Origin of the sequence: Leucobacter sp. NPDC058333 (assembly GCF_042726155.1) — a bacterium.
Classification (GTDB): Bacteria; Actinomycetota; Actinomycetes; order Actinomycetales; family Microbacteriaceae; genus Leucobacter.
Genome location: NZ_JBHXHV010000004.1, coordinates 141,255 through 156,937, shown reverse-complemented (window position 1 = coordinate 156,937; position 15,683 = coordinate 141,255). Strand labels below are relative to the sequence as shown.

Genomic DNA, 15,683 nt, shown 5'->3' with positions numbered 1-15,683 from the left:
GAAAGTTCCCGTGAGATGAACCAGTCACTTCCCACCACGTCCGGCCGAGTCTTCCGCTCCGATGCGCCCCTTGCCGCGGCGCCGGGGCTGCTGCGGGTCGGCACGCGGGGGAGTGCGCTCGCCGTCTCGCAGACCACGACTGTCGCTGAGCAGATTGCGGCAGCTACCGGCCTCGACGTCGCCCTCGTTATCGTCACCACCCACGGTGACGTCACCCGCGCCCCGCTGTCGCAGCTCGGCGGCACTGGCGTGTTTGTCAGCGCCCTGCGCGACGCACTGCTGGCGGGCGAGTGCGATCTCGCCGTGCACTCGCTCAAAGACCTGCCGACGGGCGCGTGCCCCGGCATTGCGCTCGGCGCGGTGCCGGTGCGCGCGGACGCCCGCGACGCCTTCTGCGCGCGCGATGGCCTGACGCTCGCGAGCCTCCCGGCTGGAGCGCGCATCGGCACCGGATCGCCGCGCCGGGTCGCCCAGATTCGCTCCCGCCGCCCAGATGTCGAGGTGCACGACCTGCGCGGCAACGTCGACACGCGGCTCGGCCGCGTCGGCGTCGATCTCGACGCCGTGGTGCTGGCGGCTGCCGGGCTCGATCGCATCGGCCGCGCCGAAGCGATCACTGAGCGATTCCCGCTGACCGACGCCCCCGCGGCGCCGGGCCAGGGCGCGCTCGCCATCGAGGTGCGCGAGGCAGACGCCGCGCAGCAGCCCTACGCGGCCGCGCTCGCGGCACTCGATCACAGCGAATCGCGGGCGACCGCGCTGGCCGAGCGCGCACTGCTCGCAACGCTCGAGGCCGGCTGCGCAGCGCCGATCGGGGCCTGCGCCGAGGTGTCGGGTGAGACGCTGCGCCTGCGCGCCGTGGTGTATCGCGTCGACGGCACGGCCCAGCTCGCCGCCGAGGCCGAGCTCCCGTGGAGCGTCGCCGACATCGAGGATCGGGCCGCCGACGTCGAGAATCGGGCCGCCGGCGCGGCCTCGCCGAGCACAGCGGTGCCTACTGCTGACGTGCCGAGCGCTGAAGTGCCGGCCGAGCTGGGTCGCCGCGTCGCCGCCGAGCTGCTCGCGGCCGGGGCGGCCGAACTCGCGCCGCTCGGGAGCGGCGCATGACCGACTCGCTCGCCGGAGTGCGTGTGCTGGTGACCCGCGGCGGCGCTGCGGGCGACCGCGACGCTGACGATGTGCGTAGTCGTGGTGGCCTGCCGATTGTCGCTCCGCTCACGCTGATCGCGCCGCCCGAAGACGCGGCGCCGCTGGCCGAGGCCGCCGCCGCGTGGAACCGAGGCGAGTTCGACGGCGTGCTCATCACGAGCGCGAACGCCGCCGAAGCGTTTGCTGACGCTGGCGCACGTCCTGATTCACACACCGACACTCAGCGCGCGCCATTGATTGCCGCGGTCGGCCCGGCCACCGCTGACGCGCTGCGCGCCCGCGGCTTCGGCCCCGACCTCGTGCCCGACACCGACTTCTCCGCGGTCGGGCTCTCGGCCGCGGCGATCGACCACCTCGGGGCCGCGCCACTGCGACTGCTGCTACCCGTCTCGAGCCTCGCCGACGACACACTCGAAACCGCGCTCACCCGCGCGGGCCACCGTGTCGAGCGCGTCACCGCCTACCGCACGATTGCCGCTCCGCGCGACGCCGCGCTCGAAACGCGTGTGGCCGCGGGCGACGTCGACGTGATCCTGGTGCTCAGCGGATCCGGGGCCCGCGAGGTCGCCCGCCGATTCGCGCCGCTCCCCGCGACGATCCGGCTCGCCGCGATCGGGCGCCCCTCGGCCCGCGCCCTCGCCGAGCAAGGCCTGGCGGCCGACGTGATCGCCGACCCGCACACCGTTGCGAACCTGCTCGACCGGGTGGGCGACGCTCGCGCCTCGGCGGCACCCGCTCACCCGCACACCGAACCCGTCCCGCCCGCTCACGGAGGTAGCCCAGCATGATCCCCACAGTTCGCCCGCGTCGTCTCCGTACTTCCCAGGCAATGCGCCGGCTCACTGCCGAAACCCGCATCAATCCGGCGGAGCTCGTGCTTCCGCTGTTCGTGCGCGAGGGGCTCACCGAGCCGCAGGCGATCTCATCGATGCCCGGAGTCTTCCAGCACACGATCGATTCGCTGCGGAGCGCCGCAACCGAGGCAGCAGAGCTGGGGCTCGGCGGCGTCATGCTGTTCGGTGTGCCCGAGGTCCGAGACGCCGTGGGCAGCGCGGCCGACGACCCCGAGGGCATCTTGAACGTCGCCACGCGCGCGCTCGCCGCCGAGGTGGGCGACGCACTCGTCGTGCAGACCGACCTCTGCCTCGACGAATTCACCGACCACGGGCACTGCGGCGTGCTGCGACCCGCGGCGGCCGGCAGCGACGAGGTCATCGTCGACAACGACGCCACCCTCGAGCGCTACCGCGAAATGGCGCTCGCGCAGGCTTCGGCGGGGTCAGCGCTGCTCGGACTCTCGGGCATGATGGACGGCCAGGTCGCCTCCGTTCGAGAGGCGCTCGACGCTGAGGGGTTCGCCGACACGGCGATCCTCGCCTACTCCGCGAAATACGCCTCGGCGTTCTACGGGCCGTTTCGTGAGGCGGTCGACTCGCAGCTCGTGGGCGACCGGCGCACATACCAGCAGGATCCCGCCAACCGCCGTGAAGGTCTGCGTGAGGCCGAACTCGACATTGCCGAGGGCGCCGACATCGTGATGGTGAAGCCCGCGATGAGCTACCTCGACGTGCTCGCAGACGTCGCGGCCGTGAGCCCGGTGCCCGTGTGGGCGTACCAGGTGTCGGGGGAGGCTGCGATGATCGAAGCGGCCGCCGCCAATGGCTGGATCGACCGCGAGCGCGCGATCGCAGAATCGGTCGTGAGCATTCGCCGCGCAGGCGCCGATGTCGTTCTCACCTACTTTGCCGCGGAGCTTGCTCGCGGCGCCCAGCACGAAGGAGCCACCCGATGACTGCACAGCTGATCCCGCACCCCGACGTCGCCGGCAGCGCCGCTCTCTCCGAGCGGGCCGCCCGCGTTATTCCCGGCGGCGTGAACTCGCCCGTGCGCGCCTACGGGTCGGTCGGTGGCACCCCCCGCTTCCTCGTTTCGGGGCGCGGCGCCTACGTTACCGACGTCGACGGCAACGAGTACGTCGACCTCGTCGCCTCGTGGGGCCCGGCCCTGCTCGGCCACGCGCACCCAGCCGTCGTCGACGCAGTACAGCAGGCGGCCGCGCGCGGACTCGGATTCGGGGCTTCGGTGCCACAGGAGGCCGAGCTCGCCGAAGAAATCATCTCGCGCGTGCCGCTGATCGAGCGCGTGCGCCTCGTTTCTACGGGCACCGAGGCGACGATGACGGCGATTCGCATCGCCCGCGGTGCCACGCAGCGTCCGCTGATCATTAAGTTCGCCGGGCACTACCACGGCCACTCAGACGGTCTGCTGGCCGAGGCCGGGTCGGGGCTGGCGACACTCGCAATGCCCGGATCAGCCGGCGTCACCGCCGAAACCGCCGGTCAGACCCTGGTGCTGCCCTACAACGATCTCGCCTCGCTTGAGGCTGCGTTTGCCGAGCACGGCGACCGCATCGCCGCGATCATCGCGGAGTCGGCTGCCGCCAATATGGGCGTGCTGCCGCCCCAGCCGGGCTTCACCGAGGCGATGATCGAGCTCGCGCACCGACACGGCGCGCTCGTCATTCTCGACGAGGTGCTGACCGGTTTCCGGGCGGGCCCCTCTGGGTACTGGGGCATCGAGCAGGATCGGGTTTCAGCGGGCGTCGCCCCCGATCTGCTGACGTTCGGCAAGGTCGTCGGCGGCGGCCTGCCGCTTGCGGCGCTCGGGGGTCGCGCCGAGCTGATGGAGCTGCTCGCGCCGCTCGGGCCCGTTTACCAGGCCGGCACGCTCTCGGGGAACCCGCTCGCTGTCGCGGCTGGTCTCACGACGCTGCAGCACGCGGACGCCGCGGCTTACGAGCGGCTCACGAACGCGGCCGACGTGCTGACCGATGCGGTGTCGGTTGCGCTCCGTGAAGCCGACGTGCCGCACCGCGTGCAGCGCGCCGGAACGCTGTTCAGCGTGCTGTTCGGTGACTTCCCGGACGCACCCCGCGGGTACGCCGAGGTGCAGGGGCAGAACGTGGCGGCCCACCGGGCGTTCTTCCACGCGATGCTCGAACGGGGCGTGAACCTGCCGCCGAGCGCGTTCGAAGCGTGGTTCGTGACCGCCGCGCACGATGATGCCGCGCTCGCGCACATCGTCGAGGCGTTCCCGGCTGCTGCCGCAGCTGCGGCTGCTGTCGCCAAGTAGCCGCGCCTGCCAGCCTGAGTGCCCAAGGCGGATGTACCGCCCGCACCGGAGTAAGCTTTCGGGGTGCATGAAACGATCGAAATCCGGCGGGTTCTCCCCGCGGAGTATCCGTCGGTTGGCGCTCTGGTGCGTGCCGCGTACGAGGGGGATTACCCGCTCGAAGACGACTACCTCGCAGAAATTGAGGATGTCGCCGGTCGCGACACCGTGTCAGAGGTGCTCGTCGCGGTCGACCGAGAGAGCGGCGAACTGCTCGGCACGATTACCGTGCCGCATCCCGGTACGCGCCTGATCGACGACACCGCCGACGACGAATTCGATGTGCGCTTGCTCGGCGTCTCGCGCGCAGCTCGTGGTCGCGGAGTGGGAGCTGCGATCATGCAGCACTCGGCTGACATCGCGCGCTCGCGCGGGCTCGGCCGCGTCGTGCTGCACACCGGCGAGCAAATGGTCGCCGCGCACCGGCTGTACGAACGATTGGGCTTCGAGCGGATTCCGGAGCGCGAGTTCACCATCGAGCGCACCATCGGCCCGCTCCGCATCCGCTCCTACGGCCTGCGCCTGCCGCGCTAGCGCGCGGCCCGCGCCGCCCGGCTCGCGCCGCCCGGCTCGCGCCGCCCGGCTCGCGCCGCCCGGCTCGCGCCGCGCGCCCATCCCCGCTGAGCACGAGGGTTACCCCCGAGCACGAGGGAAAAACGCCGTCAGGTTCCCTCGCGCTCGGCGGTTGCCCTCGTGCTCAGCGGAAGTCGAGAGCGCGGCGGGAGCGCGCGGCGCTAGCGCGCTAGGCCGCCGCGCGGGCGACGAGCGCTTCGACGGCGCTCTCGAAGAAGCGCAGGCCGTCGATGCCCGAGCGCATTGCGTCGGGCGTATCCGGGCCAAAGCCCGCCTCGACCGCGTGCTCGGGGTGCGGCATCAGGCCGACCACGTTGCCGCGCTCGTTGGTGAGCCCGGCGATGTCGTTGAGTGAACCGTTGGGGTTCACGCCCGCGTAGCGGAACGCGACGAGCCCCTCACCCTCGAGGTACTTCAACGTTTCGTCGTTGGCGATGTAGCCGCCGTCGCCGTTCTTCAGTGGGATCACGATCTCTTCGCCGGGGGTGAAGCGGTGCGTCCAGGCGGTGTCGGCGTTCTCGACGATCAGCTTCTGATCGCGGCGAATGAACTGCTGGTGCGCGTTGCGAATCAGGCCGCCCGGCAGCAAATGCGACTCGACGAGCACCTGAAAGCCGTTGCAGATGCCCAGCACAGGCATGCCCTGGTTCGCAGCGGCCACGACCTCGGTCATGATGGGCGACACCGCAGCAATTGCGCCGGGGCGCAGGTAGTCGCCGTAGCTGAAGCCGCCGGGCAGCACGATGGCCTCGACACCCTGCAGATCGTGATCAGCGTGCCACAGTGCGACGGGATCGCCGCCGGCAATGCGGATTGCGCGCTGCGCGTCGCGGTCGTCGAGGGAACCGGGGAAGGTGACGACCCCGATCCGCGGCATCAGCGAGCCTCGCCGGCGGAAGCGCCAGCGGCCGAACCGGCAGCGTCACCGGTTGGCACCGCGACCCCGTCGACGCTGATCGCGACGACGTCTTCGATGACCCCGTTTGACAGGATGTCGTCAGCGAGCTGGCGCACCTCGGTGAGCACCGCATCGGTCACCTCGCCAGCGACCTGAAACTCAAAGCGCTTTCCGATGCGCACGTTCTCAAACTTCTCGTGGCCGAGACGAGCGAGCGCCCCCGTGGTGGCCTTACCCTGTGGGTCGAGCAGCTCGGCCTTGGGCATGACATCAACGACAATCGTGGGCACCCGGGGTCTCCGTTTCTCGTGGTGAAGAACACACTTATTCTCGCATGGATCGCGCGAGCCGCAGACGATCCCGGATCGCGCACCGCAGCGCGCTTCGCAGCGCTCAGCTGGCGGGCGCGGGGAACGGCGGCTGGGCGCCGGTCAACCGCACGTACAGCTCGCGATATCGGTCGTACGTCTGCGCGACGATCTCATCGGGAAGTACGGGCGGTTCTCCCGTCTTGTCCCAGTGGGACGCCAGCCAATTGCGCACGATCTGCTTGTCGAACGAGGCGAGGCGATCCTGACGTGAGAGCGAGTCGTCGCCGTAGACTGCGGCGTCCCAGTACCGCGAGGAATCGCTCGTGAGCACCTCGTCGGCGAGCACCAGTTCGCCGGTGCGCGGATCACGACCGAATTCGAACTTGGTGTCGGCGAGCACGACGCCGCGGTCGGCCGCAAGCTCGCGCGCGGCGGTGAAGATCTTCAGCGAGGCGTCACGCAGGGCAGCCGCGACCTCTTCGCCGACCAATTCGACGCTGCGCTCGAACGTAATGTTCTCATCGTGTTCGCCGAGCGGCGCCTTGTACGCGGGAGTGTAGATGGGGGTGTCGAGCAGATCGCCGTCTGCGATACCGGAAGGCAGCTCGATGCCGCAGACGGCCCCGGTGCGCTCATATTCGGCGAAGCCGGATCCGGTCAGCGCCCCCCGCACTACACACTCGATCGGATACATGTCGAGCCTGCGCGTCAGCATCGCGCGGTCGGCCACCTCGGCAGGGACAGCCGGAGGGGAATCCGCGCCACCCGCACCGGCGGGCACCAGGTGGTTGGGAAGCTCAATACGGTCGAACCACCAGTTCGACAGCGCTGTCAGCAGTGCCCCCTTGCCGGCAATCGGCGGCTCGAGCACGTGGTCGAACGCGCTCACGCGATTGCTCGCGACGACCAAGAGATACGCGGCCGAGCCGTTAGCCGGCGTGTACAGGTCACGAACCTTGCCGGAGTACGTGTGGGTCCAACCGGCGAGCTGCGTGGGAGCGGGGAGATGAGTCACCCGAACATTCTCGCACTGCGCGAGCCCCGCTCGTCGGCGCACCCGGTGGTGGATCGCCGCGCGAGTCTCCTACATCTCGATTTGGGCAGTATTCGCCTGTAAATCACCCGGTTTGGAACAAAGATGTCAGCGGGTGCAGTTACGCTCTGTGTTAAGCCCGAATTTCACGCGTGCGCGAAGTATTCGGGCAACCGATCGGAGGGGTCGGTGCGAGCGATATGAGGAGAACTATGATCCCGCTGGGGCCTGTGGTGGCGCGGAGTCGAGTGGGCGTCGAGCGCGCAGCAGCCTGGACCTACCTCGTGGAGCAAGATCGCCGCGCGGAGTGGTGGCCAGAGCTTCAGCTCGACGCTCGCGTCGGCGGCACCGTCGCCGAGCGCTGGTCCGAGGGAGAGGGCGACGACGCGGTGAGCCGCGATGCCGCCGGAGTCGTCGACGTCTGGGTCGAGGGCCACGCGATCGGGTTCACCTGGCGCGAAGCGGGTGACGATCGCGACACTGCGGTGCTCGTCACGCTGCGCACCCAGGGCCTTGATACCGGAATCACGGTTACCGAAACGGGATTCGACGCGCTCCCCGCCGCTGCTGAACGCGCCGCCGCATCGCAAGAGGGATGGCAGGTGCTGCTGCGCGACCTGGTGACCGCGCTTGAGGCGGCACAGTCCGCGGGTGCTTTCGGTGAGCGAGACGCCGCGCCGGTGGCCGCAGCCGCAGTCGGCGCGCTTGAGGTCGTGGCGCCGGAGGTCGACGGTGAGCTTGAAGACGATGAGCTTTCAGACACCGACGCTCGCGCAGAGTCGAGCGATGAAGAGCTTGAACTTGAGGCCGAGCCGGCCGTCGGCGACCACCCGGAGCTTGAAACCGGTCCGGTCGCTGTCGTCACTGACGAGCCGGCAGACCTCGATGAGACTGTTCAAATCGACCGCGACGAGCTCGACCGGGGGCGGGGAGCCGAGGCTGAGGTCGAGCCCGAGCCCGAGCCCGAAGTTGCGCCCGAGCTCGAGCCCGAAGTTGAGCCCGAGCTCGAGCCCGAAGTTGAGCCCGAGCCCGAGGTCGCCTCGGAGCTGAAAGAAGAGCGCGAAGACCCCGAAGAGCCTGACTTCGACACACTCATCCGCGGCAACTAACCGGCCATTGCCGGGGAACTAGCCGAGCGCTACGCCACGCGGGCGGCGATGTCTGTGCGGGACTGGCTGCCCTCGAGCGAGATGCGCGAGACACCCTCGTAAGCGCGAGCGCGGGCCTCGGCAAAGTCGGCGCCGCGCGCCACGACGCCGAGCACGCGCCCGCCGGTCGCGATCCAGCCGCCGTCTTCGGTGCGCGCAGTCGCCGCGTGCACCACGTGCACGCCCGCGATTTGCTCAGCTTCGTTGATGCCGGTGATCGGGCGCCCGGTGACCACGTCGCCGGGGTACCCCTCGCTTGCGACCACCACGATTACGGCGGGATCTGGCGAGAATACGGGCTCGGGCTGGGCGGCAAGATCGCCGTTCGCCGACGCGAGTAGGTACTGGCTCAGCGGGGATTCGAGCCGCGCGAGCACCACCTGCGTCTCAGGGTCGCCAAAGCGTGCGTTGAATTCGATGACGCGCACACCCTTCGAGGTGACGATCAGGCCGCAGTAGAGCAGCCCGATAAACGGTGTGCCCTCCGATTCGAGCTGGCGCACGGTCGGCAGCGCGACCGTGCGGGTGATCTCAGCCACGAAGTCGTCTGCCACCCACGGCAGCGGCGAGTAGGCGCCCATGCCGCCCGTGTTGGGGCCCTCGTCGCCGTCGAAGATGCGCTTGTAATCCTGAGCGGGGCTGAGCGGCAGCACGTCGTGACCGTCTGCGAAGAAGAACAGCGAGACTTCCTGACCGTCGAGAAATTCCTCGACGAGCACCTCGCCGTGCGGCGCCCACGTGGCCACGTGAGCGATTGCGTCGTCGCGGTTCCCGGTGACGAGCACGCCCTTGCCAGCGGCCAGCCCGTCGGCCTTCACTACGTACGGTGCACCGAATTCGTCGAGCACCGCGCCGGCCTCCTCCACCGAGGTGACGCGCGCTGCGCGGCCGGTCGGCACTCCGGCCTCGTCCATGACGCGCTTCGCGAAGGCTTTCGAGCCCTCCAACTGGGCTGCGGCTTCGTCTGGCCCGAATACGGGGATGCCGGCTGCTCGAAGCGGGTCTGCGACACCGGCGACGAGGGGCGCCTCGGGGCCGATGATCACGAGATCGAACGCGCGATCCTGCACGAATGCGGCGACCGCTGCCGGATCGGTGTAGGCGAGCTCGGGTGTCTCCACCCCACTCGCCGCGATGCCGGCATTGCCGGGAGCGCAGACGATGTCGTGATCGGCATCTTCAGCGAGCAGAGCGAGGACGATGGCGTGTTCGCGGGCGCCGGGGCCCAAGACGAGAATCTTCACGCGCTCCAGAATACCGGGGCGTGGATAGGCTGAGCACGTGGCCAAACGGAAGATCTCCATCGATGACGGTCGGGCGGCGCTCGCGGCGGCCCGCGCCGGTAGCACCGCACGCGCAGACGTGGCAACCGCGGTGCGGTACCTGCTCGAGGAGCTGGCGGAGCGCGCGCCGGGCAACACCGTGGAGGTGCGCGTGCCGCCGTACGGCGCGACGCAGTGCGTGAGCGGCCCGCGGCACACGCGTGGTACACCCCCGAACGTCATTGAAACCGATGCGAAGACGTGGATCGCGATGGCGTGTGGAGAACTCGACTGGGACACCGCCGTCAGCGACGCAAGGGTCATCGCTTCGGGATCCCGCGCCGTACTGGGAAACCTCCTGCCGCTGGTGCGATAGCGCCCGGGGGAGGCGCTCTCAGGGTGGTGCGCGAGCACCCAGCGGAGGCTGAGACAATAGAGGCATGAGTCAACCCGATCCCGAAGCAGTCGTCCCGACAGAGCACGAGCCTGTCGTCGAAGTGACGGAGCGCGAGGTCACCCTGCAGCGCTCCGTGCGAGTCGTGCGGCTGCTGATCGCGGGCATCGTCGTTGGCGCAGTTGTCGCCATGCTTGCGTGCCTGTTCTTCCCGGTTGCGGAGGGAGCGGAGTACACGCTCGGTCAGGTCGTCGGATTCATGGCACTGATCGGCGCGGCGATCGGTGCGGGCGTCGGCGGACTCGTCGCGCTGCTGCTCGGACTGGCCGTGCGCCGCCAGCGCGGCACCGGTGTCGCCATTCAGTCCGACGTGCGATAATCCACACAACTACGATTCGGAGAATCTCGAATGCTCGGAAACCTCTCGGGGTGGCACCTCATCGCCGTTCTGTTCATCATCCTGCTCATGTTCGGTGCGCCGAAGCTGCCCGCGCTCGCAAAGAGCCTCGGCCAGTCGATGAAGATCCTCCGCAAGGAGGTCAGCAGTGACGCCGACACCACGGTAGAGGCGAAGACCGCTGAGCCCAAGACCGACGCTTCCTAAGCTGTATATCGCGACGATCGGAGCCGTTTCTCATGCTCGGTAATCTCACGGGATGGCACCTCGTTGCCATTCTCTTCATCATCCTGCTGTTGTTTGGTGCACCGAAACTGCCTGCGCTCGCGAAGAGCCTGGGCCAGTCGATGAAGATCCTCCGCAAGGAAGTCAGTTCGGATCGCGTCGAGCCGACCGGCAGCGCCGACTCCGCCGACCCGACACCGGCATCCCCGGCCGTGCCGAAGAGCCCGGTCGAGCCAGAGCGCCCCGCTGATCCGCCGCCGTCGCCCGCTGTGCCGCAGAGCCCCGCTGATCCGGCCCGCACTGCGGAGCCCCCGGCATCACCCGCCGTACCGCAAAGTCCCGCCGATCCGGGCCGCACGGCAGAGCCCCCTGCGTCACCCGCCGTGCCCCAGAGCCCGGTCGACCCGGAGACATCGGCGCGCTAACCGAGTGTCCCCGGTCGCGGTGCGTACGTGCGGCGCCGGTTACGCCGCAGCGAACTCGGTGAACGCCGAAGCCTGCGCGGCCTGGCTCGCCGTCGCGCGATCGTTCAGACCGCTGCACCAGGCGGGGTAGACGCGGAAGCCGCGTTTGCCCGGTCGGCGCTCGGTTTCGGTGACACCGAGTCCCCGTAAATGTTCTGCCGTGAACCGGAACACCCCGCGCCGTGTTCCGTCAGACACGAAGACGAGGAGTCCGTTCGACTCGTCGTCGCCCGGAAGTGGCACCGTGTTCCCGTCGGCATCCCGGCGCCACACCGCAACGAACGCGCCCGGCTTGGTCGGGGTGTTACGAGCGGTGCGAATGTGCCAGCGCTCACCCTCGATCACCGCTAGCCCGGCCTCGTAGTCGCTGTTCTGCTCCTCGGGTACCACTGAGCGCACGCAGTCGGCCGAACCGAATGCGTGCGCAACGTAGAGGTCGAATGCCGTGAACGCCATGATGCGTGAGTGGGCGGAGGCTGAGAAGGCCTCAGCTTTCCTGCGTCGCCTCGACCCAGGAAAGGTATTCCTCGTCGATGTTGCCGGTGATGTACTCGCCGGTGAAGCAGCTCTGCTCAAGCTCGGTGACGCGATCTTGACCGGCGAGAATCGCGCGATTCATGCCCTCGACGCTCATGTATACGAGGTGGTCAGCGTTGAGGTCGGTGGCGATCTCGGCGGCGGTGCGGCCGTGAGCGATAAGTTCTTTGCGGGACGGCATGTTGATGCCGTACACGTGCGGGAAGATGACCGGGGGAGCTGCCGAGGCGAAGATCACGGATTTCGCACCCGCAGCGCGGGCCATCTCGACGATCTCGCGCGAGGTGGTGCCGCGCACGATCGAGTCGTCGACGAGCAATACGTTCTTGCCTGCAAACTCTGAGCTCATTGCGTTCAGCTTCTGGCGCACGCTGCGCTTGCGCACCGCCTGCCCAGGCATGATGAACGTGCGGCCGACGTAGTGATTCTTGAAGAAGCCCTCGCGGTACGGCACGCCCAGGCGCTGAGCGAGCTGCATGGCGCTCGGTCGTCCCGAATCGGGAATCGGCATGACGACGTCGATCTCGACGTCGGGGAGTTCGGCGCTGACCTGCTCGGCGAGTACGTCGCCGAGGCGGAGTCGAGCCTCATACACCGATATGCCGCTGAGCACCGAGTCGGGGCGAGCGAGATAGATGTACTCGAAGGCGCAGGGCACGAGCTTCGTCGCCTTGGCGCACTGCTGCGACGACATCTTGCCATCGGGGGAGATGAGGATCGCTTCGCCCGGCTCGACGTCGCGCACCCGCTCGTAGCCGCCGGATTCAAGCACGAGCGATTCTGAAGCGACGACCCACTCATCGGCGCGGCTCGCGCTCGTGCGGCGGCCGAGAACGAGCGGGCGGATCCCGAACGGGTCTCGGAATGCCAGCAACCCGTAACCGGCGATCAGGGCGATCGCGGCGTATGAGCCCTCGACACGCTCATGCACGCGTGAGACGGCGCTGAAGACCTGCTCGGCGTCGAGTGACAGGCCGCTGATGGTCGACTGGAGTTCGTTTGCGAGGACGTTGAGCAGTAGCTCGGTGTCGGAGTGCGTATTGAGGTGGCGACGGTCGACGTTGTACAGGTCGGCTGTCAACTCGCGGGTGTTCGTGAGGTTGCCGTTGTGCACGAGGATGATGCCGTACGGGGCGCCCACGTAGAACGGCTGAGCCTCGTCTTCTGCGGCCGCGGACCCGCGGGTGGCGTAGCGCACGTGGCCGAGGCCGACGTTGCCGGTGAGGCTGCGCATGTCGCGGGTGCGGTACGCCTCGCGCACTTGACCCTTCGCCTTCACCATGTGGAAGACGTCACCGTCGAGCGTGGCGATACCCGTAGAGTCTTGGCCGCGGTGCTGCAGCAGCAGCAAGCTGTCATATACCTGCTGGTTTACGGGTTCGGGCGAGACGATTCCGACAATGCCGCACATGCTGTATTGAATGCTCCCTGCGAGGTGGGTGGCGCGTCGAGTCGAGTTGACGCACTCACTAGTGTCCCACACCCTGCCGGGTGAGCGATCCTTGCCGGTCGCGGCGCAAGGTACTCTGGATGCGTGAGCGAAAACGCGTCGATCTATGCCCAGTCCGGAGTCGACACCGCAGCCGGTGATCTGGCCGTCGAGCTGATGAAGTCCGCCGTCTCGCGGACTCACGGCCCAGAAGTGATCGGCGGCGTCGGCGGATTCGCAGGGCTGTTCGACGTGTCAGCACTGAAGGATTACCGCCGGCCGCTCCTCGCGAGTGCCACAGACGGAGTCGGCACGAAGGTCGCGATCGCGCAGGCGATGGATATTCACCACACCATCGGGCAAGACCTCGTGGCGATGATCGTTGACGACATCGTCGTCGTCGGCGCGAAACCGCTCGCGATGACCGACTACATCGCCTGCGGCAAGGTGGTGCCCCAGCGCATCGCCGACATCGTGCGCGGCATCGCGGAGGCGTGCGAAGCCACGGGCACCGCGCTTGTGGGCGGCGAGACCGCTGAACACCCCGGCCTGCTCGGTGTCGATGACTACGACGTGGCCGGTGCGGCCGTCGGCGTGGTCGAGGCCGACCGCGTACTTGGCCCGGAGCGCGTCGTCGACGGCGACGTGATTCTCGCTCTCGGCGCCTCAGGGCTGCACTCGAACGGCTTCTCGCTCGTGCGCCACATTCTGGCCGAGCAGGGCGTCACGTACACCGATCACAGCGCGGAGCTTGGCGCGAGCTACGGCGAGGCGCTGCTCGTGCCGACCGCGCTTTACACGTCGCCGCTACTGCGGGTGCTCGATGACCCCGCGCTCGACGGCGCGATCCACGCGCTCTCGCACGTTACGGGTGGCGGCATCGCGGCAAACCTGGCGCGCGTGCTGCCGGTCGGCACCTGGACAGAGCTGGATCGCGGAGTCTGGTCTCCACTGCCGGTCTTCCGGCACCTCGCCGATCTTGGCGGGCACACCCTGGAATCTGTCGAGGGGGCGTGGAACCTCGGCATCGGCATGTTCGCGATTGTTGACGCCGCCTCGGCGCAGCACGTCGCCGCCGCGCTGACCGCTGAGGGCCTCGATGCCTGGGTAGCGGGCACAGTCTCGGCGACCGAGCGCGACTTCAATGGCTTCGAGCAGGGCGCAAAGGGCGTGCAGGGCGGCGCGGTGCGCCTGGTGGGCTCCTACAAGAACTAGCGAGCCCAAGCTCCCTGGCCCCTCTGCCTTTCGGCCCCCTCGCGGGTGAGCAATTTTTGTCACTCAGCGCCCGGAAAGTGTCGAGAATTGCTCACCCGCGTGGGGGTAAAGAGGGGGAGAAAGGGAGGGGTAGAGGGGGAGAGCAGGAGGGGGTAGAGGGTTAGGGGGCCAGGGTTCGCTCAATCAGGGCAGTGGCTATGACCGCCAGGCCCTCGCCGCGGCCCGTGAAGCCGAGGTGGTCGGTCGTCGTGGCGGCGAGCGAGACGGGGGCACCGACGAGCGCCGACATCACCTCCTGCGCCTCCGCCCTGCGCGCCGCGAACCGGGGACGATTGCCGACAATCTGCACGGACACGTTGATCGTCGTCCACCCCTCCTCCGCGAGTCGAGCCACCGCGTCGCGCACAAAACCAGTGCTCGCCGCGCCTGCCGCGCCCGGTTCATCAACGCCGACGAGCTCGCCGATGTCGCCCAGGCCCGCGGCCGAGAGGAGGGCGTCGACCACCGCGTGACATACCGCGTCGCCATCGCTGTGACCTACCAGCGCGGGTTCGCCTGGCCAATCGAGCCCGGCAAGCCGCAGCGGCGATGCGACCCCACCGGTCGCGCCGGCAACTGCAGACCCCACTGACCCCGCGCGCTCATACGCATGCACGTCAAACCCCGTGCCAATGCGAATCACTGCTCGGACTCCAGACCGGCGACGTTCGCGGCCAAGAAGTGTTCGAGGATCGCGATGTCGTCGGGCGTCGTCAGCTTGTGCGCCCGCAGCTCGCCCGGCACGGTGCGTACGCGCCCGCCGCCCCGCTGCACAACCTCGGCGTCATCGGTTGGCGTGTCCAGCTGCAACTCGGCATCGGCGTAGGCAGCCGCGAGCACCTCGCGCGCGAATCCCTGCGGAGTCTGGACGCCGACGAGCGCCTCGCGAGCCACCGTTTCGTGGATGAGACCGTCCGCGTCGACGCGTTTGAGCGTGTCGACCACCCGAAGTGCGGGCACTGCGCCATCGCCGGTGCGTCGTACTTCTGCGATCACCCGCTCGAACTGCGCAGCGGTCGTAAAAGGGCGCGCGGCATCGTGCACGAGTACGGTGTCGATCGAGTCGGGCAGCGCGTCGAGGCCGAAGCGCACTGATTCGTGCCGTTCACGCCCCCCGGGCACGACGGAAACCTCCCACCGCGAGCGATCCGGAAGTACCTGCTCAACCAGCTCCAGCGTTTGCGCCGCCCGCGACTCGGGAACCACGACGACCAGGTGACCCGCGTGGGGGAGCGAGGTGACGACCCCAATGCCGAACTCGATGAGTGGCCGCCCGTGGAGTTCGAAGAACGCTTTCGGCATGGCCGCGCCGAGGCGCTCCCCGCGGCCGGCGCCGACGAGTATCACCCCGAGCGTTGCGAGCGGGTGGGGGGCTGCGCCGTCTGACTCGGTGACGAAGGCTGAGTTGCTCATGCGCCGATGCTACCCGGCGGCGTCG

The 15,683-nt window shown here is 68.8% G+C and carries 19 protein-coding genes; 11 read left to right on the top strand and 8 right to left on the bottom strand.

Translation table 11 applies throughout. The annotated features are described in order from the left end of the window. The first annotated feature begins 15 nt into the window (after window positions 1–15). The 5 genes from hemC to ACFWHR_RS13555 all read left to right on the top strand — a co-directional run bounded on the left by hemC (window position 16) and on the right by ACFWHR_RS13555 (window position 4,854). Complete coding sequence (gene hemC, locus ACFWHR_RS13575) at window positions 16–1,107, top strand: hydroxymethylbilane synthase (protein WP_382448846.1); 1,092 nt, start codon at window positions 16–18, stop codon at window positions 1,105–1,107. Next, entirely contained in the window at window positions 1,104–1,937 is an 834-nt protein-coding gene (locus ACFWHR_RS13570) for a uroporphyrinogen-III synthase (RefSeq protein ID WP_382448845.1), read from the top strand. The genes hemC and ACFWHR_RS13570 overlap by 4 nt, the downstream gene beginning before the upstream one ends. After that, window positions 1,934–2,941, top strand: coding sequence for a porphobilinogen synthase (hemB, locus tag ACFWHR_RS13565; RefSeq protein WP_382448844.1), 1,008 nt, complete (start codon window positions 1,934–1,936; stop codon window positions 2,939–2,941). Before ACFWHR_RS13570 ends, hemB begins: the two co-directional genes overlap by 4 nt. Continuing rightward, window positions 2,938–4,281 carry a glutamate-1-semialdehyde 2,1-aminomutase gene (gene hemL, locus ACFWHR_RS13560; protein ID WP_382448843.1) on the top strand — a complete coding sequence of 448 codons (1,344 nt, stop codon included), beginning with the start codon at window positions 2,938–2,940 and terminating at the stop codon, window positions 4,279–4,281. The genes hemB and hemL overlap by 4 nt, the downstream gene beginning before the upstream one ends. A gap of 63 nt (window positions 4,282–4,344) precedes the next feature. After that, complete coding sequence (locus ACFWHR_RS13555; RefSeq protein WP_382448842.1) at window positions 4,345–4,854, top strand: GNAT family N-acetyltransferase; 510 nt, start codon at window positions 4,345–4,347, stop codon at window positions 4,852–4,854. Window positions 4,855–5,062: 208 nt separating this feature from the next. Here the strand turns inward: ACFWHR_RS13555 and purQ are convergent, their stop codons facing one another. The 3 genes from purQ to ACFWHR_RS13540 all read right to left on the bottom strand — a co-directional run bounded on the left by purQ (window position 5,063) and on the right by ACFWHR_RS13540 (window position 7,117). After that, window positions 5,063–5,773 (bottom strand): phosphoribosylformylglycinamidine synthase subunit PurQ, encoded by a 711-nt coding sequence (gene purQ, locus ACFWHR_RS13550; RefSeq protein ID WP_382449183.1) that lies wholly within the window; start codon window positions 5,771–5,773, stop codon window positions 5,063–5,065. Next, complete coding sequence (gene purS / locus ACFWHR_RS13545; protein WP_382448841.1) at window positions 5,770–6,081, bottom strand: phosphoribosylformylglycinamidine synthase subunit PurS; 312 nt, start codon at window positions 6,079–6,081, stop codon at window positions 5,770–5,772. Before purS ends, purQ begins: the two co-directional genes overlap by 4 nt. Before the next feature lie 103 nt (window positions 6,082–6,184). Then, the gene (locus tag ACFWHR_RS13540; RefSeq protein ID WP_382448840.1) at window positions 6,185–7,117 is read right to left on the bottom strand and encodes a phosphoribosylaminoimidazolesuccinocarboxamide synthase; all 933 of its coding nucleotides are present in this window, start codon (window positions 7,115–7,117) and stop codon (window positions 6,185–6,187) included. 230 nt (window positions 7,118–7,347) lie between these two features. On the opposite strand from ACFWHR_RS13540, the gene ACFWHR_RS13535 reads away from it, so the two are divergent. Further along, window positions 7,348–8,244: an SRPBCC domain-containing protein gene (locus ACFWHR_RS13535; protein WP_382448839.1), complete on the top strand. Its 897-nt coding sequence runs from the start codon at window positions 7,348–7,350 to the stop codon at window positions 8,242–8,244. A gap of 29 nt (window positions 8,245–8,273) precedes the next feature. Here ACFWHR_RS13535 and purD read toward each other — a convergent pair whose 3' ends face one another. Further along, window positions 8,274–9,527 (bottom strand): phosphoribosylamine--glycine ligase, encoded by a 1,254-nt coding sequence (purD, locus tag ACFWHR_RS13530; RefSeq protein ID WP_382448838.1) that lies wholly within the window; start codon window positions 9,525–9,527, stop codon window positions 8,274–8,276. A 37-nt stretch (window positions 9,528–9,564) separates the two neighbouring features. On the opposite strand from purD, the gene ACFWHR_RS13525 reads away from it, so the two are divergent. From ACFWHR_RS13525 to ACFWHR_RS13510, 4 genes are all read left to right on the top strand, one after another. After that, window positions 9,565–9,921, top strand: a complete 357-nt coding sequence (locus ACFWHR_RS13525) for a sterol carrier family protein (protein ID WP_382448837.1) — start codon at window positions 9,565–9,567, stop codon at window positions 9,919–9,921. Between the two features lie 64 nt (window positions 9,922–9,985). Beyond that, a complete protein-coding gene (locus ACFWHR_RS13520; protein ID WP_382448836.1) occupies window positions 9,986–10,318 on the top strand; it encodes a hypothetical protein in 333 nt (110 codons plus the stop codon). A gap of 30 nt (window positions 10,319–10,348) precedes the next feature. Then, the gene (locus ACFWHR_RS13515; protein ID WP_382448835.1) at window positions 10,349–10,543 is read left to right on the top strand and encodes a twin-arginine translocase TatA/TatE family subunit; all 195 of its coding nucleotides are present in this window, start codon (window positions 10,349–10,351) and stop codon (window positions 10,541–10,543) included. Between the two features lie 32 nt (window positions 10,544–10,575). Beyond that, a complete protein-coding gene (locus tag ACFWHR_RS13510) occupies window positions 10,576–10,986 on the top strand; it encodes a twin-arginine translocase TatA/TatE family subunit (protein ID WP_382448834.1) in 411 nt (136 codons plus the stop codon). Window positions 10,987–11,025: 39 nt separating this feature from the next. Here ACFWHR_RS13510 and ACFWHR_RS13505 read toward each other — a convergent pair whose 3' ends face one another. After that, window positions 11,026–11,481: a MepB family protein gene (locus tag ACFWHR_RS13505; RefSeq protein ID WP_382448833.1), complete on the bottom strand. Its 456-nt coding sequence runs from the start codon at window positions 11,479–11,481 to the stop codon at window positions 11,026–11,028. Window positions 11,482–11,512: 31 nt separating this feature from the next. Beyond that, window positions 11,513–12,973, bottom strand: a complete 1,461-nt coding sequence (gene purF, locus ACFWHR_RS13500; RefSeq protein WP_382448832.1) for an amidophosphoribosyltransferase — start codon at window positions 12,971–12,973, stop codon at window positions 11,513–11,515. A 123-nt stretch (window positions 12,974–13,096) separates the two neighbouring features. Here purF and purM point away from each other — a divergent pair, with 123 nt between their 5' ends. Further along, window positions 13,097–14,206 (top strand): phosphoribosylformylglycinamidine cyclo-ligase, encoded by a 1,110-nt coding sequence (gene purM, locus ACFWHR_RS13495; RefSeq protein WP_382448831.1) that lies wholly within the window; start codon window positions 13,097–13,099, stop codon window positions 14,204–14,206. A 160-nt stretch (window positions 14,207–14,366) separates the two neighbouring features. Here the strand turns inward: purM and ispF are convergent, their stop codons facing one another. Beyond that, window positions 14,367–14,888: a 2-C-methyl-D-erythritol 2,4-cyclodiphosphate synthase gene (ispF, locus tag ACFWHR_RS13490; protein ID WP_382448830.1), complete on the bottom strand. Its 522-nt coding sequence runs from the start codon at window positions 14,886–14,888 to the stop codon at window positions 14,367–14,369. Next, on the bottom strand, window positions 14,885–15,658 hold the full coding sequence (gene ispD / locus ACFWHR_RS13485) for a 2-C-methyl-D-erythritol 4-phosphate cytidylyltransferase (protein ID WP_382448829.1): 774 nt from the start codon (window positions 15,656–15,658) through the stop codon (window positions 14,885–14,887). The genes ispF and ispD overlap by 4 nt, the downstream gene beginning before the upstream one ends. Window positions 15,659–15,683 lie beyond the last annotated feature (25 nt).